General features: G+C 59.0%; 17 protein-coding genes, 2 rRNA genes and 1 riboswitch (1 of these 20 cut by a window edge). Of the genes, 11 read left to right on the top strand and 8 right to left on the bottom strand.

Annotated elements, in window-relative coordinates; genetic code table 11:
• From ACTG2T_RS05740 to ACTG2T_RS05715, 6 genes are all read left to right on the top strand, one after another.
• A 23S ribosomal RNA gene (locus ACTG2T_RS05740) occupies positions 1–1,553 on the top strand; it begins 1,337 nt to the left of the window's first position.
• A gap of 121 nt (positions 1,554–1,674) precedes the next feature.
• Positions 1,675–1,789, top strand: a 5S ribosomal RNA gene (rrf, locus tag ACTG2T_RS05735).
• A gap of 282 nt (positions 1,790–2,071) precedes the next feature.
• The gene (locus tag ACTG2T_RS05730) at positions 2,072–2,524 is read left to right on the top strand and encodes a pullulanase (protein WP_127007809.1); all 453 of its coding nucleotides are present in this window, start codon (positions 2,072–2,074) and stop codon (positions 2,522–2,524) included.
• Between the two features lie 211 nt (positions 2,525–2,735).
• Positions 2,736–4,883 (top strand): adenosylcobalamin-dependent ribonucleoside-diphosphate reductase, encoded by a 2,148-nt coding sequence (locus ACTG2T_RS05725; RefSeq protein ID WP_330125527.1) that lies wholly within the window; start codon positions 2,736–2,738, stop codon positions 4,881–4,883.
• Between the two features lie 10 nt (positions 4,884–4,893).
• Positions 4,894–5,577 (top strand): TSCPD domain-containing protein, encoded by a 684-nt coding sequence (locus ACTG2T_RS05720; RefSeq protein ID WP_021231985.1) that lies wholly within the window; start codon positions 4,894–4,896, stop codon positions 5,575–5,577.
• A gap of 220 nt (positions 5,578–5,797) precedes the next feature.
• A complete protein-coding gene (locus tag ACTG2T_RS05715; RefSeq protein WP_139747920.1) occupies positions 5,798–7,168 on the top strand; it encodes a PhoH family protein in 1,371 nt (456 codons plus the stop codon).
• Positions 7,169–7,250: 82 nt separating this feature from the next.
• On the opposite strand, the gene thiQ is transcribed toward ACTG2T_RS05715, so the two are convergent.
• The 3 genes from thiQ to thiB are packed head-to-tail and all read right to left on the bottom strand — an operon-like array spanning position 7,251 to position 10,529.
• On the bottom strand, positions 7,251–7,946 hold the full coding sequence (gene thiQ, locus ACTG2T_RS05710; protein ID WP_139710428.1) for a thiamine ABC transporter ATP-binding protein: 696 nt from the start codon (positions 7,944–7,946) through the stop codon (positions 7,251–7,253).
• Positions 7,933–9,552, bottom strand: coding sequence for a thiamine/thiamine pyrophosphate ABC transporter permease (gene thiP, locus ACTG2T_RS05705; RefSeq protein WP_330125533.1), 1,620 nt, complete (start codon positions 9,550–9,552; stop codon positions 7,933–7,935). Before thiP ends, thiQ begins: the two co-directional genes overlap by 14 nt.
• The gene (thiB, locus tag ACTG2T_RS05700) at positions 9,549–10,529 is read right to left on the bottom strand and encodes a thiamine ABC transporter substrate binding subunit (RefSeq protein WP_330125526.1); all 981 of its coding nucleotides are present in this window, start codon (positions 10,527–10,529) and stop codon (positions 9,549–9,551) included. The genes thiP and thiB overlap by 4 nt, the downstream gene beginning before the upstream one ends.
• Positions 10,530–10,589: 60 nt before the next feature.
• Positions 10,590–10,680, bottom strand: a riboswitch (TPP riboswitch).
• Positions 10,681–10,769: 89 nt separating this feature from the next.
• Between thiB and ACTG2T_RS05695 the strand changes: the two genes are divergently transcribed.
• Positions 10,770–11,060 (top strand): PilZ domain-containing protein, encoded by a 291-nt coding sequence (locus ACTG2T_RS05695; protein WP_005339160.1) that lies wholly within the window; start codon positions 10,770–10,772, stop codon positions 11,058–11,060.
• Positions 11,061–11,090: 30 nt separating this feature from the next.
• Here ACTG2T_RS05695 and ACTG2T_RS05690 read toward each other — a convergent pair whose 3' ends face one another.
• The 5 genes from ACTG2T_RS05690 to leuA form a co-directional block, all read right to left on the bottom strand.
• Positions 11,091–12,020: a transglutaminase domain-containing protein gene (locus ACTG2T_RS05690; protein ID WP_330125532.1), complete on the bottom strand. Its 930-nt coding sequence runs from the start codon at positions 12,018–12,020 to the stop codon at positions 11,091–11,093.
• 117 nt (positions 12,021–12,137) lie between these two features.
• Complete coding sequence (gene leuD, locus ACTG2T_RS05685; RefSeq protein WP_330125531.1) at positions 12,138–12,737, bottom strand: 3-isopropylmalate dehydratase small subunit; 600 nt, start codon at positions 12,735–12,737, stop codon at positions 12,138–12,140.
• 12 nt (positions 12,738–12,749) lie between these two features.
• Positions 12,750–14,147 carry a 3-isopropylmalate dehydratase large subunit gene (gene leuC / locus ACTG2T_RS05680; RefSeq protein WP_330125525.1) on the bottom strand — a complete coding sequence of 466 codons (1,398 nt, stop codon included), beginning with the start codon at positions 14,145–14,147 and terminating at the stop codon, positions 12,750–12,752.
• 33 nt (positions 14,148–14,180) lie between these two features.
• Positions 14,181–15,266, bottom strand: a complete 1,086-nt coding sequence (gene leuB, locus ACTG2T_RS05675; protein ID WP_330125524.1) for a 3-isopropylmalate dehydrogenase — start codon at positions 15,264–15,266, stop codon at positions 14,181–14,183.
• 192 nt (positions 15,267–15,458) lie between these two features.
• Positions 15,459–17,021, bottom strand: a complete 1,563-nt coding sequence (gene leuA / locus ACTG2T_RS05670; RefSeq protein WP_330125523.1) for a 2-isopropylmalate synthase — start codon at positions 17,019–17,021, stop codon at positions 15,459–15,461.
• Between the two features lie 408 nt (positions 17,022–17,429).
• Here leuA and ACTG2T_RS05665 point away from each other — a divergent pair, with 408 nt between their 5' ends.
• From ACTG2T_RS05665 to ACTG2T_RS05650, 4 genes are all read left to right on the top strand, one after another.
• Complete coding sequence (locus tag ACTG2T_RS05665) at positions 17,430–18,050, top strand: TetR/AcrR family transcriptional regulator (RefSeq protein WP_005349170.1); 621 nt, start codon at positions 17,430–17,432, stop codon at positions 18,048–18,050.
• 126 nt (positions 18,051–18,176) lie between these two features.
• The gene (locus ACTG2T_RS05660) at positions 18,177–18,680 is read left to right on the top strand and encodes a phosphatase PAP2 family protein (protein WP_005339149.1); all 504 of its coding nucleotides are present in this window, start codon (positions 18,177–18,179) and stop codon (positions 18,678–18,680) included.
• Positions 18,677–19,786: an MJ1255/VC2487 family glycosyltransferase gene (locus ACTG2T_RS05655; RefSeq protein WP_330125522.1), complete on the top strand. Its 1,110-nt coding sequence runs from the start codon at positions 18,677–18,679 to the stop codon at positions 19,784–19,786. Before ACTG2T_RS05660 ends, ACTG2T_RS05655 begins: the two co-directional genes overlap by 4 nt.
• 37 nt (positions 19,787–19,823) lie before the next feature.
• The gene (locus ACTG2T_RS05650; RefSeq protein ID WP_005339147.1) at positions 19,824–19,976 is read left to right on the top strand and encodes a hypothetical protein; all 153 of its coding nucleotides are present in this window, start codon (positions 19,824–19,826) and stop codon (positions 19,974–19,976) included.
• Positions 19,977–20,228 lie beyond the last annotated feature (252 nt).

Below are 20,228 nucleotides of genomic sequence, written 5' to 3'. Positions count from 1 at the left end.
CTAAGGCGAGGCCGAAAGGCGTAGTCGATGGGAAGCAGGTTAATATTCCTGCACGACTTGTAATTGCGATGGGGGGACGGAGAAGGCTAGGTGGGCCAGGCGACGGTTGTCCTGGTGAAAGTGCGTAGGTGGTGTTTCTAGGCAAATCCGGAGACACAACACTGAGACACGAGACGAACGCACTACGGTGCGGAAGCCATTGATGCCCTGCTTCCAGGAAAAGCCTCTAAGCTTCAGATTACAAGTCATCGTACCCCAAACCGACACAGGTGGTCGGGTAGAGAATACCAAGGCGCTTGAGAGAACTCGGGTGAAGGAACTAGGCAAAATAGAACCGTAACTTCGGGAGAAGGTTCGCTCTTGACAGTGAAGTCCCTTGCGGATGGAGCAGTTGGGAGTCGCAGTGACCAGATGGCTGGGACTGTTTATCAAAAACACAGCACTCTGCAAACACGAAAGTGGACGTATAGGGTGTGACACCTGCCCGGTGCCGGAAGGTTAATTGATGGGGTTAGCGCAAGCGAAGCTCTTGATCGAAGCCCCGGTAAACGGCGGCCGTAACTATAACGGTCCTAAGGTAGCGAAATTCCTTGTCGGGTAAGTTCCGACCTGCACGAATGGTGTAACCATGGCCATGCTGTCTCCACCCGAGACTCAGTGAAATCGAATTCGCCGTGAAGATGCGGTGTACCCGCGGCTAGACGGAAAGACCCCGTGAACCTTTACTACAGCTTGGCACTGAACATTGAACCTACATGTGTAGGATAGGTGGGAGGCTTTGAAGGCGTGACGCCAGTTGCGCTGGAGCCGTCCTTGAAATACCACCCTTGTATGTTTGATGTTCTAACGCAGGGCCCTGAATCGGGCTCGCGGACAGTGCCTGGTGGGTAGTTTGACTGGGGCGGTCTCCTCCCAAAGAGTAACGGAGGAGCACGAAGGTTGGCTAATCCTGGTCGGACATCAGGAGGTTAGTGCAATGGCATAAGCCAGCTTAACTGCGAGACGGACAGGTCGAGCAGGTACGAAAGTAGGTCATAGTGATCCGGTGGTTCTGAATGGAAGGGCCATCGCTCAACGGATAAAAGGTACTCCGGGGATAACAGGCTGATACCGCCCAAGAGTTCATATCGACGGCGGTGTTTGGCACCTCGATGTCGGCTCATCACATCCTGGGGCTGAAGTCGGTCCCAAGGGTATGGCTGTTCGCCATTTAAAGTGGTACGCGAGCTGGGTTCAGAACGTCGTGAGACAGTTCGGTCCCTATCTGCCGTGGGCGTTGGATGATTGAAGGGAGTTGCTCCTAGTACGAGAGGACCGGAGTGAACGAACCTCTGGTGTTCGGGTTGTCACGCCAGTGGCACTGCCCGGTAGCTAAGTTCGGAATCGATAACCGCTGAAAGCATCTAAGCGGGAAGCGAGCCCTGAGATGAGTCATCCCTGACCCCTTGAGGGTCCTAAAGGGCCGTTGGAGACCACAACGTTGATAGGTGGGGTGTGTAAGCGCGGCGACGTGTTGAGCTAACCCATACTAATTACCCGTGAGGCTTAACCATACAACACCCAAGAAGTGTTCTGGGCCTTGTAGCGAATGAGCGAACTACTCAAATTCAGTGATAGTGACAAGCCAAGCGCAACATCACTACTCACGTCAGCTTTCCAAGATTGAAGATTTTGCCTGGCGGCCATAGCGCCGTGGAACCACCTGATCCCATGCCGAACTCAGAAGTGAAACGCGGTAGCGCCGATGGTAGTGTGGCATTCGCCATGCGAGAGTAGGACACTGCCAGGCACCCAATTTAAGAACCCCGCTCATCGAGCGGGGTTTTTTATTGCCTGCAATTCAGCACGTCGCCGGATTATTAGACTTTCCCCTTCTTGTCATTCATTGATTACCCTTCTAAAGCCCCAAAAAGGCCTCTTTTCTGTTCGATATTTCCTCACTAGTTCAATGTGTTGGATATAAAAAGCACAGAATGTGATGCCTCTACCTTTCTTGTGATGCCTGCTCTGGTTTAATTCTTCAGTCCACATGGATGGACCAAGGAATCACAATAATTTAAGGAATAGACCCATGTTCAAAAGAACAGTAACGATGATGCTGGTGGCGGGAACCCTGGTATTAGGCGGTTGCGCATCCAATGGTGGTGCAGAGCAGGCGGGGGCAGACAACAGCGACTTCGGTGGCAAGTCCATCTACCTGCGCGGGGAGATGAACGACTGGATGGCCACTGATGAAAGCAAGGTAGTCAAGGTGGCCGACAAGCTCTATATGGCCAAAGGCACCCTCAAGAAAGAGTGGGCCCCCTACAAGTTCAAGTTTGCTGATTCAGGCTGGAGCTGCGGTACCAACTTTGGCTACAAGAGCCCGAGTGATGGTGTTGCCGTGTTGGGTGGTGAGGCGGTGCCGGTTAACCCCTGCTCCAAGTATGAGGACATGAAGTTCTCACCGGATGCTGATGGCGTCTATGAGTTCTATCTGAATATGGCGGGTGAAACGCCGTCAGTTTACGTCAAGAAGCCCTGATCTATCTCTGAGTGTTAAATCCCTCTGCAAATTAATCAGTTAAGTGCCCTGGCCCAGAAATCTGCTGGCCGGGGCATTTTTTTAGGTTAGAATCGGCGCCCTCATGGCATCAGGTGTACTATATGTTGTGCCATTAATTTTAGATGGCACCATTAGTGGTGTTTTCTGCTGTTGTCATGATGTTGATGCATTCACATAAGGTTGATTGAAAATGGCTAAATCGAACCCGGTGCTGGAGAGTGAGCTTGGCTCCCGCCTTATCCCCATGCAGGAAACGTCCCTCGAGATCTGGGACAGCAAGTATCGCCTCAAGAGCAAGGATGGCACTCCCATCGACAGCTCTATCGACGAGACCTACCAGCGGGTAGCCCGTGCGTTGGCAGAGCAGGAGCTGGAGCCGGAAGCCTGGTATGAGCCGTTCCTGTGGGCGCTGCGCAATGGGGCCATTCCGGCGGGCCGCATCACCTCTAATGCGGGGGCGTTTGAGCACAAGCCTGCCACTTCAACCATCAACTGTACTGTTTCCGGCACCATCGAAGATTCGATGGACGATATCCTCGGCAAGGTGCACGAGGCCGGTCTGACCCTGAAAGCTGGGTGCGGTATCGGCTATGACTTCTCGACCCTGCGCCCGCGCGGTGCCTTTGTCTCCGGTGCCGGAGCCTACACTTCCGGCCCGCTCTCCTTTATGGATATCTATGACAAGATGTGTTTCACCGTCTCGTCAGCCGGTGGCCGTCGCGGCGCCCAGATGGGCACCATGGATATCCGCCATCCCGATGTGATCGAGTTTATACAGGCCAAGCGTGAAGATGGCCGCCTGCGTCAGTTCAACCTCTCTCTGCTCATCACCGAAGATTTCGTCAAGGCGGTGAAAGAGGATGCCCCCTGGTCGCTGATCTTCCCCTATACCGCTAAAGAGGTGGAGCAGGATGGCATTGGGCTGAACGATCCCGCTCAGGTGCTATGGGCCGACTGGCCCAACAAGGAAGGGGTTGTATTCAACGAGTTGGGGCAGGTCGCCTGCAAGGTCTACAAGACCATGCCCGCCCGCAAGCTGTGGAATGTCATCATGACCTCCACCTATGACTATGCAGAGCCCGGCTTCATCCTGATCGACAAGGTCAACCAGATGAACAACAACTGGTTCTGTGAAGAGATCCGCGCGACCAACCCCTGTGGCGAGCAGCCTTTGCCGCCTTATGGCGCCTGCCTGCTGGGCTCGGTCAATCTGACCAAGTTTGTGCGCGACCCTTTTACTGAAAGCGCTGCGTTCGATTGGCAGGCGTTTCGCAAGGTGGTAGCCATCTTTACCCGCATGCTCGACAACGTGGTAGAGATCAACCAACTGCCGCTGGCCAAACAGCGCGAGGAGATCACTGCCAAGCGCCGTCACGGCATGGGCTTCCTGGGGCTTGGTTCGACCCTCACCATGCTGCAGATCAAGTACGGCTCCGCTGCATCCGTGGCCTTTACCGAGCAGGTATCCCAGGAGCTGGCGATGACCGGCTGGCAGGAGTCCCTGCGTCTAGCCAAGGAGAAGGGCTCTGCCCCAATAATGGAGCAGGAGTTCGAAGTAACCGGCAAGATGCTGCGTCTGCGCCCGGAAATGGCGGCTGATGGCATCAAGGTAGGCGACAAGGTGAAGGGCAAGGTGCTGCATGCGCGCTACAGCCGCTATATGCAGCAGGTTGCCGAAGTGGATCCTGCGCTGGTCGCCGAGCTGGCCGAAGTGGGTGGGCGTTTCACTCACCACAGCAGTATTGCGCCCACCGGCACCATCTCGCTGTCACTGGCCAACAACGCCAGCAACGGCATCGAGCCGAGCTTTGCCCACCACTACAGCCGCAACGTCATCAAGCCGGGCAAAAAGAGCAAGGAGAGCGTCGATGTCTACTCCTTCGAGCTGCTGGCCTACCGCGAGCTGGTGAATCCGGCCGCCATGCCCTATGCCGATGATGAGGCGAGCCGTCTGCCGGACTATTTCATTACTGCCGATGACATCAGCCCGGCCCAGCATGTGGACATTCAGGCGGCGGCCCAGCGCTGGATTGACTCCTCCATCTCCAAGACTGCCAATGTGCCAACCGATTTCCCGTTCGAGCAGTTCAAGGACATCTACATGTATGCCTCGGACTCTGGCCTCAAGGGCTGCACCACCTTCCGCTTCAATCCGGAGGCTTTCCAGGGCGTGCTGGTGAAGGAGAAGGATCTGGAGAACACCCTGTACGATTTCACCCTGGAGGATGGCTCCGTCATCTCCGTCAAGGGGAACGAAGAGATCGAATATGATGGCGAGCTGCATACGGCCGCCAACCTCTACGACGCCTTGAAAGAAGGCTATTACGGTAAATTCTGAGAACGACATTATGGTCAAGAAGATCGACAAGAAAATCGTCGCCTACAAGGTGCGTACCAAGGATGAGCCGCAAGAAGATCTCTCTGCGCAGGATGACGTGGTGCACATGCACGAAACCGTGCTGCGCCCGGAGCGGCTGATGGGCACCACCTACAAACTGAAGACGCCTGAGCATGTCTCCGAGCATTCACTGTTCATCACCATCAACGACATCATTCTCAACGAGGGCACAGTGCACGAAACTCGCCGTCCGTTCGAGATTTTCATCAACTCCAAGAGCCTGGAGCACTATCAGTGGATCGTGGCGCTAACCCGCATCATCTCGGCGGTATTCCGCAAGGGTGGGGATGTCACCTTCCTGGTCGAGGAGCTGCGTTCCGTATTCGATCCCAAGGGCGGCTACTGGAACAAGGGCAAGTATGTACCATCGCTGATCGCCGAAATTGGCAACGTGATCGAGAGCCATCTCACCGAGATAGGCATGCTCAAGGCGCCGGGGTTGGACGAGCATCAGCAGGCATTTCTGGCCGAGAAGCAGGCCGAGTTGAAAGCCGCTCAGGAGGCTGAAGAGCAGCAGGCGAGCAGTGGTTTTCCGGCCAATGCCGCGCTCTGCTACAAGTGCCATACCAAGGCACTGGTGCTGAAGGATGGCTGCATGACCTGCCTCAACTGTGGCGACTCCAAGTGCGGCTGACAGACATGCCCAAGTAGTTGAACGATAGAGAAAAGACCGGCCGCAGTGCCGGTCTTTGCATTGCTGTTTTTATGCGCAATCAAATCAGGCGGCCAAGTGATTTGTTGCGCGATAGTAAAATCGGGCGTAGCGTTGAAGGTAATAAAACTGTCACGGCCGTGTGGTTTCAATGACATCTGAGATTCACACACGTGGCCCTTCAGTGCCAAGGAGGATGCTTATGGACAATACGGACCGAAAGCTGTTTATCCTGGATACCAACGTTCTGCTTCACGAACCCCTCGCTATCTACTCCTTCAAAGAGCACGACGTGCTCATCCCCATGACGGTGCTGGAAGAGCTCGATAACATCAAGGATCGCAACAAGGATGTCAGCCGCGACGCGCGGGTGGCCATTCGTGCGCTGGAAGATGTGTTCCGCGATGCAACCCCGGATCAGATCACCCAAGGCGTTCCGCTGGCTGGCGAAGCGAGCGGCAATATCTGCATCTTCAGCGATCACCATCTGCCGCAGGATGCCGAGGTCTTTACCGACAAGGAGGCCGACAACCGCATCATCAACGCGGCCCTCTATCTGCAAAAGCACGAGTTGAAGCGTCAGGTGGTGCTGGTCACCAAAGACATCAACATGCGCCTCAAGGCTAAAGGGGCCGGGCTTGCTCACGTTGAAGATTACCGCAGCGACCAGCTGATCGACGATATCCGCCTGCTGGCCAAGGGCTTTCAGGTTGTGTCCGGCAGCTTCTGGGAGCGCGTCGGCGAGTGCGAGAGCGAGACCCACGGCCGCGACACCATCCATGTGATCGATGCCAACCTGCTGGAGGGAGTTCACGTAAACCAGTATCTGGTGGATGAGGAGAATTTCTTCGCAGCCCGGGTGCTCAGCCACGATGGCAGCAAGATCCGCATCAAGGATCTGGGCCGCGAGCGACTGATGTCCCGCAAGGCGTGGGGTGTACATCCCAAGAACGTCTATCAGGGGATGGCGTTGGATGCACTGCTCGATCCGCACATCGATCTGGTGATCCTGACTGGCCCGGCCGGTTGCGGTAAAACCTTGCTGGCAATGGCTGCTGCGCTGGAGTTGGTGATTGAGAAGGGCATTTACGAGAAGGTGATCGTCACCCGGAATACCCCGGAAATTGCCGAAAGCATCGGCTTCCTGCCCGGCACCGAAGAGGAGAAGATGATGCCCTGGCTGGCGGCGGTGACTGACACCCTGGAGGTGCTGCACAAGCAGGACGAGAACATGAGTGGCTCGCTCAGCTACATCATGGAGAAGGCCAACATCCAGTTCAAATCGGTCAACTTTATGCGCGGGCGCAGCATCCAGAATACCTTCGTGCTGCTGGATGAGTGTCAGAACCTGACCGCATCCCAGATCAAGACCATCATTACCCGTTGCGGCGAGGGCACCAAGATCGTCTGCTCCGGTAACCTGGCCCAGATCGACTCCAACTACCTGAGCCCGGTGACTTCGGGGCTCACCTACATCGTCGAGCGTTTCAAGGATTTCGACGGCAGTGCCAACATCTTCCTCAATGGCGTGGTGCGCAGCCGACTGGCTTCGTTCGCCGAGGAAAATCTCTGATTTAGCTGACTATCTTCATATGAAAAAGGGAAGCCACTTGGCTTCCCTTTTTTGATCCCGTCACCAGTTCAGTGTCCTTGGGTCACTGTCCAAGGTAGCGCAGCAGCCCCGGGTGGTCGCTATTTTGCAGAATATCCGGCTTGCCTTGCAGGGCGATGCGGCCCTCGTCGACAAACAGCACCTGATCGGCAATCAGCTGGGCATCTTCCGGATTGTGGGAGACCATCAGTACGGTAATGCCCTGTTCGCAGGCTAGCCTCGCCACTTCCGCCAGCATCTCCCGGCGCAGGGCGGGATCGAGGGCAGAGAAGGGTTCATCCAGCAGCAGCAGCGGTTTGCCCCGCACCAGCGCACGGGCCAGCCCGACCCGCTGCTGCTGGCCGCCGGAGAGCTGCTCCGGCAGGCGGCTTAGCATCTCGCCGAGGCCAACCCGCGCGGCTGCATCGATCACCTGTGCCCGCTGGGCGGCACTCAGGCGCAGACCCGGGTGCAAGCCGATGGCGATATTGTCGAACACCGACAGGTGCAGGAACAGGTTGTGATCCTGAAACAGGGTGGTGACTGGTCGCTCGGCCGGGCCCAGCGGCAACAGATCTTCGCCATCGAAGCTGAGGCAGCCTGACTCCACCGGCACGAAGCCGGCGATCATCCCGAGCAGGGTCGATTTACCTGCGCCGCTTGGGCCGATCAGTGCGGTGACCTCTCCCTTGGGCAGGGTCGCGCTGAAGCTGACGCGCCAGTCGGGGTAGCTGGTCACCAGCGTATCAATGTTCAGCATGTTTTCCTCCAAGCCCCCGTTCCACCAGCCAGAACAGGGAGAAACAGAGCGTCAGCAGCAGCAGAGCGGTGGCGGCTGCCTCGGTCAATCGATAGCTGCCAAGCTGCTGGTAGAGCAGCCAGGGCAGGGTGGTGAGCTCCTGACTGCCAAACATGGCGATGGCGCCGAGATCCCCCAGCGAGAGGAGCATCGACAGCGCCATCGCCAGTGCCAGCGGGCGGCGCAGCAGCGGCCACTCCACCAGCCGCAGGCGATGCAGGCCGCGTACCCCCAGACTGTCCGCCAGCCGATCGTATTGGCGCACCACCAGTTGCATGGGGGCGGAGAGGGTGCGCAGCACATAGGGCAGCGCCATCAGGGCGTTGACCAGTACTACCAGCCAGGGGCCGAGGGCGAACACGTCGGCAAAGGGCATAAACAGGATGAAGAGACCGGTGGAGAGTACTACCGCCGGGATCATCAGGATCATCGAGCCGCTGGCCTCCCACACGGCGGCAGCCCGCCGCTGGCGGGTGCGCACCTTGAGGTGGCGACTGGTGAGCAGCAGGCCGCTGCCGAGCAGGGTCGCCAGGGTGCCTGCCGCCAGCGCAATCAGCAGCGACTGGCCGCTCGCCTGCCATAGCTTGCTGGAGGTGAGTGCTGTCAGCAGACCGGGGTGGAGGCCTGCCACCACGATGGCCAGCAGTGGCGGCAGAAAGATGGCGAGCCCGATACAGAGCGAGAGCAGATCCACCACGGCCGTGCCCGGCTGATGACGGTCCGGCCGCAGACAGGGGCGACGGGGAGTCACCCTGCTGGCCGGGGTACTCTGCAGCTTGTGCTGCAGGGCGAGCAGGGCGGCGGTCAGGATGAGCTGCACCAGCGCCAATCCGCCCGCGGTGGCGAGATCGAAGTCAAAGCGTAGCGCCTGATAGACGGCCACCTCCAGGGTGGTCGATTTCGGCCCGCCTCCCAGCGCCAGCACTGTGGTGAAGCTGGTGAAGCAGAGCATAAAGATGAGACTAGCCAGCCCCGGCAAGATGCCGCGAATAAGCGGCCACTCCAGCAGCCGGAAGATATGGGATGAGCGCATGCCGAGCTGGCTGGCGAGGCGCCAGCTCGATTCGGGGATGCTCTCTATGCTCTGCAGCATCAGGCGTGCCGCCAGCGGCATATTGAAGAAGACGTGGGCCAGCAGGATACCGAACAGGCCGTAGAGATAATTGCCGGGATCCAGCCCCAGGGTGCGCAGCAGCTGCGGCAGCCACCCCTGTTTGCCGTGTACCGCTACTATGCCGAAGATGGCGATGATGACTGGCAGCACCAGCGAGAGACCAAACAGCTTGATCAGCAGGGTGCGGCCAACGAAGCGGCGCCGTGCCAGCGCGCGGGCCACCGGAATGGCCAGCCCCAGGCTCAGCAGAGTGGAGAGCAGTGCCTGCCCCAGACTGAAGCCCAGCACATGACGCAGATAAGGATCTGCGAGCAGGGTGCGGGGGGCCAGTGAACCGGCCTGCCACAATAGGGCCGCAAGCGGCCCGAGGGATAACAGCAGGATCAACAGGGTGGCGGCACTGCCCGGCAACCACCAGAGGGGACGAGCCTGTGGTTTCAGATAACGGCTCACTGGGTGACGGCTTGCAGCCACTCGCGGATCCACCCTTTGCGATTGGCGGCCACCTCATCGCTGCTGAAGGCGAGCGGCTTGGTTACGGTGATCATCTGCTCGAAGCCCTTGGGCAGCGGCGTGTCGATAACGGGATACATCCAGTTGCCGGTCGGGATCTCGTTCTGGAAGGCGGGGTTCACCATAAATTGCAGGAACTGGTCAGCCAGCTTCTCCTGTTTGGCACTCTTCAGCTTGGCAGCCACTTCTACCTGACGGTAGTGCCCCTCTTCAAACGCCGCAGCCTGATACTGGGGCTTGTTCTCGGCAATCAGGTGATAGGCCGGAGAGGTGGTGTAGGAGAGCACCATGTCCGCTTCGCCATCAAGGAACATGCCATAAGCCTCTGACCACCCCTTGGTGACGGTGACCGTCTTTTTGGCAAGCTCGGCCCAGGCGGCAGGCGCCTTGTCGCCGTAGACAGACTTCATCCACAGCATCAGCCCCTGCCCCGGGGTGGAGGTGCGGGGATCCTGATAGATCACTTTGAGGTCGGGACGCTCCACCAGATCTTCCAGGCTCTTGGGCGGCTGCTTGAGTTTGTCTTTGTCATAGACGAAGGCGAAGTAGCCGTAGTCGTAGGGGACGAAGGTGTCATCCTGCCAGCCACCCGGCACCTTGATGCCATCCAGCTTGGCGGGATGGGGGGCGAACAGACCGCTCTGCTTGGCTTCGCTGATGAGGGCATCGTCAAGCCCCAGCACCAGATCGGCCTTGCTGTGGTTGCCCTCCAGCCGCAGCCGGTTGAGGATGGCGACCCCATCTTCGAGGGGAACCAGATTGAGGGTGCAGTCGCACTCTTTCTCGAAGGCCTGTTTGATCTTGGGTCCCGGACCCCACTCGGCAGTGAAAGAGCTGTAGGTGTAGACGGTGAGGGTGTCGGCGGCGAACACATTGGCCGACAGCAGGCCGGTGGTGACCAGCAGCAGGGTCTTCATGGGTGGCACTCCCTATTACTTGTTAATAACGAGGTGCCAGCGGGTGAGGGCGCAAAAAATGAGCGCCATGCCTCAAATTCCTCCGCCAGCATTATCTGGATCAGGTACACGGGTATAATCTCAGCGGTAAACCGCACCCCGTTTGAGAAACGAACCGCATTGTATTAACGTTCTTTTGGGTAGACCAGCACAATTGTGCAATACCCATGAGATGACGCCCACCCAACAGAGGATGTTCGCGTGCTTACCAATACCAAGGAAAGGCGTGCCTTTGCGCGCATGGTCATCAATGCTCCGGTCACCGTCTATCAGCAGCAGCTGGTGCTGGAGGGGATCTGCCGGGATCTCAGTGCCAACGGCATGGGGATTGCTGTCTCTGAACACCAGCTCGACATCAATCAGCCCATCCGGATCAGTCTTGCTACCAATAACAACCTGTTGCCTCCCTTTGAAGCCCATGCCCGTATTATCCGGGTGCTGGAGGAGGAGAGCGGGTTGCTGCTGGCGGTAGAGTTTCTGCCTCAGGGTTAACCCTCTCTCCCCATCGGCAGAGGGAGGGGATTAGCCTTTCCCCTGAACCGGCTGCACACTCAACTGCTTGCTATCGACCAGCGTTTTGCTGGTCGATGCTATTTGGCCAGCAGGCAAGGTGGCGGGGCCGGTAGGTTCGAGCAGCAGGTAGTTCTGCCCCTGCCAGTTGAGGGTCACATCCCCCGGCTTGGCGGGCAGGTCAACGGCCAGCAGGGCATGGCCGGGGACGAACACCATGGCCTGTTTCAGCTCTGGAAAGAGCTGGGCCAGCATGGCGGCCATCAGGGTTACCTTGCTGTCGCAATCACCCCGGTTCTGCTCCAGCACCTGACGGGGGGATAGAAATCCCTTGCCCTGCCTGCCGTTCAGGCTGTCGAGCTGCTGATAGGGGATGCTCTGGATAAAGGTGAGCATATGGGCCACGGTTTTCTGGCGCGCTTCTGTTTCGGTACTGCCCTGCTGTTTGAGTTGATCCGCCAGTGGAGCCAGCCCACTGCGGCTCTCCAGCGCGATGCGCACATGATCCTGCTTCACCGCCAGCTGCCCGTCGGGGGTGTTGAAGTACTGGAAGTAGTGTTTGGTCAGCCACGCCTGCTCCTCTTTGCTCCGCTTGGACTGCAGAAAGGCCATCGCCTCGCGCGCCTTGTCCTGATTGCGGCTTTTCAGATGCAGCTCCAGCGAGGGACGGGCGAGGGTGAACTGCACCTCGGGGTAGTTCTGGCGCACCTCCCGCAGCAACACCTGCAACACCTCCTCCTGCATTCTCGCCGGGCGATAGGCGATGAGAGGCGGCAACTTGCCCTGTTCGAGCCGGTAGGTGAGCTGTTGGGGTTTACCTTCGCTATCCTGCCAGCCGACGCTGATCTGGCCGAGGCTGTTGTTGAAGCTGGTTTGGCTGGCACCCGCAGGCAGGGCAAGCAGCAGGGCACAGAGCAGAGGAATTGCCGTCGGTCTCTTCATCATCCTTTCCTGTGGCACGGGCCAGTTCCGGTGGCCCAAAGTGGGAAGCGTAGCGGACAGTAAAACAGGGAGCCGAAGCTCCCTGTTGATTCTACTCGTTTTTTTGCAACTGGCGCGTTAAATCCAGCTCGGCTGCTTCGCCTCAAAGGCGCTGATGGCGGCCTCGTGCTGCAGGGTCAGGCCGATGGCATCCAAGCCGTTGAGCAGACAGTAGCGGCGGAATTCGTCGATCTCGAAGCCGAACGTGAGGCTACCTGCCCGCACCTGATTGGCTTCCAGATCTACTTCGATCTCGATGCCCGGCTGGGCGGCGACCAGCTGGAACAGGGCGTCGACCTCCTCCTCCTTCAGGCGCACCGGCACCATGCCGTTGTTGATGGCGTTGCCGTAGAAGATGTCGGCAAAGCTCGGCGCAATGATGGTCTTGAAGCCGTAGTCGGCCAGCGCCCAAGGGGCGTGCTCGCGGCTCGAGCCGCAGCCGAAGTTCTCGCGGGCCAACAGGATGCTGGCACCGGCAAATTGCGGCTGGTTCAGTACAAACTCGGGGTTGGGTTGCAGGCCGGTATCGTCGAGGAAGCGCCAGTCGTGGAACAGGTGCTTGCCAAAACCGATGCGGTTGACCTTCTGCAAAAACTGCTTGGGAATGATGGCGTCGGTGTCGACGTTGGCGCTGTCGAGGGGGACGACGATCCCTTTATGCTGTTTGAATCCTGTCATCATTGGTTCCTCTTACAGTGCACGAATGTCGGCGAAGCGGCCGGTGACGGCGGCGGCGGCGGCCATGGCCGGGCTGACCAGATGGGTGCGGCCGGCGCGGCCCTGACGCCCTTCGAAGTTGCGGTTGCTGGTGGAGGCGCAGCGCTCCCCCGGTTGCAGCCGGTCGTTGTTCATGGCCAGACACATGGAGCAGCCGGGCAGGCGCCACTCAAAACCGGCCTCGATGAAGATCTTGTCCAGACCCTCGGCTTCGGCCTGGGCCTTCACCTGCTCGGAACCCGGCACCACCAGCGCCTGCACGCCAGCGGCCACCTTGCGACCGCGGGCGATGGCGGCGGCGGCGCGCAGATCCTCGATGCGGCTGTTGGTGCACGACCCGATAAATACTTTGTCGATGGCGACGTCGGAGAGCTTCTGGCCCGGTTGCAAGTCCATGTAGGCGAGCGCCTTGCGGGCGGACTGTTGTTCCATCAGGTCGTTGAAGGATTCCGGTGCCGGAATCGGTTCATTGACGGCAATCACCTGACCTGGATTGGTGCCCCAGGTGACCTGCGGGGCGATGTCGGCGGCGTCCAGCACCACTTCGGCATCGAAGTGGGCACCATCGTCGCTCTTGAGGCTCTGCCAGTAGGCGATGGCCTGCTCCAGTACCTCGCCCTTGGGAGCAAACTCCTTGCCACGGATGTAGTCGATGGTGGTCTGGTCGGGGGCAATCATCCCCGCTTTGGCGCCCAGCTCGATGGCCATGTTGCAGACCGTCATCCGCCCTTCCATGGAGAGGCTCGCAATGGCATCGCCAGCGAACTCCACCACGTAGCCGGTACCACCGGCGTGGCCGACCTTGCCGATAATGGCCAGTACCACGTCCTTGGCACTGATGCCCTCGGCCAGCTTGCCGTTGACCGAAATGCGCATGGTCCTGGCGCGGCCCTGTTTCAGGGTCTGGGTCGCCATCACATGTTCCACTTCGGAAGTGCCGATGCCAAACGCCAGCGAGCCGAAGGCGCCGTGAGTGGCGGTGTGGGAGTCGCCGCAGACGATGGTGGTGCCGGGCAGGGTGATGCCGAGCTCGGGGCCCATCACATGGACGATCCCCTGATATTTGTGGTTGAGATCGTAGAGGCGAACCCCGAACTCTTTGCAGTTGTCGGCCAGCGTCTCCATCTGGATGCGAGCCATCTCGCCGGAGGCGGCGATGTCCTTGGTAGTGGTGGAGACGTTGTGATCCATGGTGGCCCAGGTCAGATCCGGGCGGCGCAGCTGGCGATTCATGGCGCGCAGGCCGTCGAATGCCTGCGGGCTGGTCACTTCATGCACCAGATGGCGGTCGATGTAGATGAGGGGGGTCTCCCCTTCCACTTCCCGTACCACGTGGGCGTCGAATACTTTCTGATAGAGGGTCTTGGCCATTGCTTCTCTCTTCCTTGTTATCTGTTATGCGGCTCAGATCCGGGCGGCGATCTGGCTACCCATCTCGGACGTGCTCTGCACCGGATGGCGGGCGCTGGCCTGATGCAGGTCGGTGGTGAAGTAACCCTCGGCCAAGGTCTGGGCCACGGCCTGCTCGATGGCCTGTGCGGCAGCTTCCTGGCCCAGGCTGTAGCGCAGCATCAGGGCGGCGGAGAGGATCTGGGCGATGGGGTTGGCAATCCCTTTGCCGGCGATATCCGGGGCCGAACCACCGGCCGGTTCGAACAGGCCGAAACCCGATTCGTTGAGGCTGGCGGAGGGGAGCAGTCCCATGGAGCCGGTGATCATGGCGCACTCGTCGGAGAGGATGTCACCGAACAGGTTGGAGCAGAGCAGCACATCGAACTGGGACGGATCCTTGATGAGCTGCATGGTGGCGTTATCGATGTACATATGGTTGAGGGTTACGTCCGGATAGGACTTGGCGACTTGCGTCACCACCTCGCGCCACAGAATGGAAGAGGCGAGTACGTTGGCCTTGTCGATGGAGGTGACCTTGCCACGGCGCACGCGAGCCGACTCAAAGGCAATCTTGGCGATGCGCTCAATCTCGAAGCGATGGTACACCTCGGTGTCGAACGCCTTCTCGTTCGCCCCCTCTCCCTCGCGCCCCTTGGGCTGGCCGAAGTAGATGCCGCCGGTCAGCTCGCGCACGCAGGCGATGTCAAAACCGCGATCGGAGATGTCGGCGCGCAGGGGTGAGAACTGTTCCAGACCGGTATAGATACGGGCCGGACGCAGGTTGCAGAACAGCTTGAAGTGGGCGCGCAGGGGCAGCAGGGCGCCACGTTCAGGCTGATCGTTGGGTGGCAGATGTTCCCATTTCGGGCCGCCCACCGAGCCAAACAGCACAGCATCGGCCGCTTCACAGCCTTTGATGGTGCTTTGCTGCAGCGGGGTGCCGTGGTTGTCGATGGCGATACCGCCCACGTCATGGCGATCATACTCGAAGGCGAGGCCGAACCTGGCCTGCACCTTCTCCAGCACCTTGATGGCCTCGGCCATCACTTCAGGGCCAATGCCGTCACCCGGCAATACTGCGATCCGATAACTGCTCATACACTCTCCATCCTGATATTGTCTTTGAGATCCCTCTGTCCGGTTTCCCCGACGCTGCGCGCGGTTGCCGGTTCAGACGTTCCCCGTCCTGATGTTGTCATTCCATGCCGTCTGTGTGGCTGCGAGTCCTGCTCAGACGGTTTCCGATTTGATGCTGTCATTCCATTCCGTCTGTTTGGTATCGAGTTCGGCTCAGACGGTTTCTGATTTGATGCTGTGATTGCGTTCCATCTGCTCGGCCACCTGATCGGCGCGCCAGATGCTGTTGATCACATGGAGCAGGGCGTGGGCTGAGGATTCGATGATGTCGGTGGCCAGCCCCATGCCGTGAAATTTGCGTCCTTTGTACTCGGCGACGATATCGACCTGACCGAGGGCATCTTCCCCTTCGCCCTTGCTCTTGAGAGCATATTTATCGATGCGGATCTCATAGCCGGTGATGCGGTTGATGCACTGGTAGACCGCATCCACCGGGCCATTGCCGGTGGCTGCTTCGCAGATCAGATCCTGACCCACCTTCAATTTGACCGAGGCGGTGGCCAGTACCGAGCTGCCGCTCTGCACCCCGAGGTACTCCAGTTTGAAGTGCTCCGGCTCCTCGTGGATCTGGCTGAAGAAGGCCAGCGCTTCGAGGTCGTAGTCGAATACCTGCCCCTTCTTGTCGGCCAGGGTCAGGAACTTGCCGTAGAGGTGGTCGAGGTCGTAGCTGCTCTCGGCGTAGCCCATGGACTCCATCCGGTGCTTGATGACGTGGCGGCCGGAGCGGGAGGTCATGTTGAGGTTGTTCTGGGTCAGGCCGATGCTCTCGGGAGTGATGATTTCGTAGGTATTTTTCGCCTTGAGCACCCCATCCTGATGGATGCCGGAGCTGTGGGAGAAAGCGTTGGCCCCGACGATCGCCTTGTTGGGCTGCACCGGCATGTTGCACAGCTGGCTGACCAGCGTGCTGGTGCGATGAATTTCGTTGTGGCGGATATTGGTTTGCACCCCGAGCAGGTCGGCGCGGGTTTTGAGGATCATCGCCACCTCTTCCAGCGAGCAGTTGCCCGCCCGCTCGCCGATGCCGTTGATGGTGCATTCGATCTGGCGGGCACCCATCTGCACCGCGCCGATGGAGTTGGCCACCGAGAGCCCCAGATCATCGTGGCAGTGGACCGAGATGATCGCCTTGTCGATGTTGGGTACCCGGTTGAACAGGGTGTGGATGATGCCGGAGAATTCGGTCGGCACCGTGTAGCCCACGGTATCAGGGATATTGATGGTGCGGGCGCCAGCCTTGATGGCGGCCTCCACCATGCGGCAGAGATTATCGATCGGCGTGCGGCCTGCATCCTCGCAGGAGAACTCCACATCATCGGTGTAGCGCAGGGCGTGCTTGATGGCGCCGACCCCCATCTCCAGCACATCCTCGAAGCTCTTTTTCAGCTTGCTCTCCACGTGGATGGAGGAGGTGGAGATAAAGGTGTGGATGCGAAACGCCTCGGCGACCCGCAAGGCTTCACCGGCGGCATCGATATCCTTGGGCAGGGCGCGGGCGAGGGCGCAGACCCGGCTGTTTTTGATGTGGCGGGCGATGGTCTGCACCGATTGAAAATCGCCGGGAGAAGAGACCGGGAAGCCCACCTCCATGACGTCGACACCGAGCCGTTCCAGTGCCTGGGCGATCTGCAGCTTCTCCTTGACTGTCAAACTGGCCGCCAGGGCCTGCTCACCATCACGCAAGGTGGTGTCGAATATGATGACCCGATCTGACATGTGACTTCCCTCTTCCTAAGTTCGGTAACGTGCATCCTGCGGCGGCATAAAAAAACCCGTGCAGGGTGCACGGGTTTTTGTAAATTCCGGCTATGCCTTAGCCCGGCTACAAGGATCCCGCGCGAGTTAACGCGATTAGGGAGATTAGTAGTAGCGGGGTGGCGATACGCATGACGTTGTTATTCCTTCCAGTCGATAACGCTTTTACCAATATCGAGATTTTTATGCTGTGTCAACACGGAAGGTCAGGGGCAATCTGCTGACGTATTTAATCGGATTGTAAAGGATTGCAAATTTCCTTGTCCCATATTCGGCCCATGACCGATTATCTGGTCATTCCTGCTGTGCTCTATTCTCTGCACAACCAGATCGACTTATCAGCATTGGCTGAATTATCTGAGGTGTTAAATGGAAAAACGTAGACCTGGTCGTCCGGTCGGACGTTCTGACATTCGTGACAAGTTGCTTGCTGCCGCCCGTGAGCGTTTTCTCAATACTCCCTATAGCAAGGTGACTACACGCGAAATCGCGGAGCTTGCTGGCTCCAATCTGGCAATGATCCACTACTACTTCGGCAGTAAAGAGGGTCTTTACAAAGCGGTGCTGGGCGATGTCGCCGAGCCCCTCGACCATGCCTGGCAAGATGAACACAGCAATCACAGCCTCAACGAGCTTCTCAACACCTACTATCAGGTGATGGCGCCCAACAGCGAGCTGACCTCGGCCATCTCCAGCGCATTGTCAACCGAGAAGAGCCCGGGCCGGGATTTTGTGCTGAACCGCCTGCTGGAACGTCAGCTGCCGCAGTTCGATGCCCTGCTGGAAACCATGAAGTCCAACGGCGAGCTGGGTGACAACCTGGATCCCGACATGCTGAAGATCTCCTTCCTCAGCATGATGTGGCAGCCATTCGTGATGAAAGATCTCTACGAGCAGGTGTTTGGCCTGAAAGTGGATGAGCACTTCATGGCCCGTCTGGCTGACCACAACTGCCGTCTGATGGAGACCGGTCTGCGCGGCAGCCACTGATTTTGCCGAAACATCGAGATTAAAAAGGGCCATTCGGCCCTTTTTTCATAAATCTGTTATCCCTTGTTCAACGTAACGTCATCCCGCTTTCTTACTCTGCAAGCAGAATTCAGGGAAGGAGGGGATATGAACAAGATCCAGCAATGGGACCTGCAGGTGTGCCGTGTCTGCCTGCTTCACGGCTACAACCGGCAGCAGGCGAGGGTGAGTCGTCTCATTTCCCGTACCGGTGATGGCCCGCTTTACGCCGTGCTGGCCGCCCTGCTCTGGTGGCAGGGGGAAGCAGAGCGGGAATTGGTGCGACTGGCGCTGCTTGCCTTCGCCATCGAACTGCCCCTCTATCTGCTGCTAAAAAACAGCCTGAAACGGCAACGGCCGGTCGGCTTGCCAGTCTTTATCACTCCTTCCGATCGCTACAGCCTCCCCTCCGGCCACACCGCCGCCGCTTTTCTGATGGCCACCATACTGGCCACCGGCTTTCCGCTCTGGGCGCCCCTGCTGTTTGGCTGGGCGGCGCTGGTGGGAGCATCCCGGCTACTGCTCGGGGTACACTATCTGAGCGATCTGGTGGCCGGTGCCCTGCTGGGGGGCGGTTGCGCCGTGCTGGCGCTCGGCTGGAGCCACTCATGAGGATACTGTTTGGGGTGCAAGGCACTGGCAACGGTCATATCAGTCGCAGTCGCACCCTGGCGCGGGCGCTACGCACGGCAGGGGTCGAGGTGGATTATCTCTTCAGCGGTCGCCCTGCCGACCGCTACTTCGACATGGAGGAGTTTGGCGCCTACCGCGCCTTTCCCGGCCTCACTTTTGTCAGTCACGAGGGGCGAGTTTCTCCGTGGCGTACCCTGCAAGCCGCCTCGCCGCTCACCTTCTGGCGGGATCTGCGGTCTCTCGACTGCAGCGAATACGATCTGGTGGTGAGCGATTTTGAGCCGCTGACTGCCCACGCAGCCCGCCGCTATGGCAAGCCGAGCCTCACCGTCAGCCATCAGGCCAGCTTCAACTGGCCCATCCCGCGCTGGGGGGAGGATGGGGTCAGCCGCCAGCTGATGCGCCACTTTGCTCCTGTGGATCAGCCACTCGGGCTGCACTGGTTTCACTTTGGTCACCCCTTGTTGCCGCCGGTGATCGACCCCATCGCCGCCGCACCGGATAACGGCGAGATCCTGGTCTATCTGCCATTCGAGCAGACCGAGGCGATCGCCGCCCTGTTGTCGCGCTGTGGTCAGCAGCGCTTCGTCTGTTTTCATCCCGCCATTCGCACCCCGAGCAAATGGCGCAACCTGCGCTTCGAACCACCATCGCGGCACGGGTTTATCGCCGTACTGGCCGGTTGTCGCGGCGTCATCTCCAACGCGGGTTTCGAGCTGGCTTCCGAGGCGCTCACTCTCGGCAAGAAGCTGCTGGTCAAACCCCTCGGCGGCCAGTTCGAGCAGCTGACCAACGGCAAGACCCTCGAGATGATGGGACTGGCGACCCTGATGGATGTGCTCGATGCCAATCTGGTGCGCACCTGGCTCGACAGCGCCTCGCCGGGGGCGGTCTGCTACCCCGATGTAGCGGGGGAGCTGGCCCGCTGGCTAGCGGCGGGCGCTGACGAGAGCGTGGCCTCTCTGTCGCGGCGGCTCTGGGCTCGCACCCTGTTTCCGGAGGAGGTGAGTGATCGCCTGAGCGAGCTGGATGGGGGCGACTGTTTATCCAGTTGCTGGTTATCGCAAGTGAGCGTTGTTGACTAGACTGAAAGGCGATCCCACCAAGGAGAGGACGGAGCAAATGCGCTTTACCAATGAAAACGGCGAAGTCATGAACCTGGCTGACAATCTCACCCTGCACGAGTTGCTCGATATGGGTGTCAGCATTTCGGTCAGTGAAGAGACCGATCCGGATCAGCAGATCTGGTTGGCGGAGCCGGATCAGGAGAACTGAGTCATCATTCGGCATCAAGCCCATCGCTGAGCGGTGGGCTTTTTTGTGGCTGTTTTTCCCCTCTGCGGAATGATCCGCTGGCCATTCCCCGACTTCCTTCCCTTTTGTCTCATGGTCGCTACGGCAAGTCATTGAATGTTAATAGCCGGTTGAAATGTATGACTGTTCTGGTCAGATAAAGCCGTGGACAAGCGTTATGAAGCGGGTTAAGTTGGTTTTTCACCCTATTTTCGGGTGAATGATGGAAAAATC

The organism is Aeromonas sp. 75A (genome assembly GCF_051919425.1).
Taxonomy (GTDB): domain Bacteria; phylum Pseudomonadota; class Gammaproteobacteria; order Enterobacterales; family Aeromonadaceae; genus Aeromonas; species Aeromonas veronii.
Note: the sequence above shows the minus strand (reverse complement) of the source record. Positions and strands in the feature narration are given on the sequence as shown.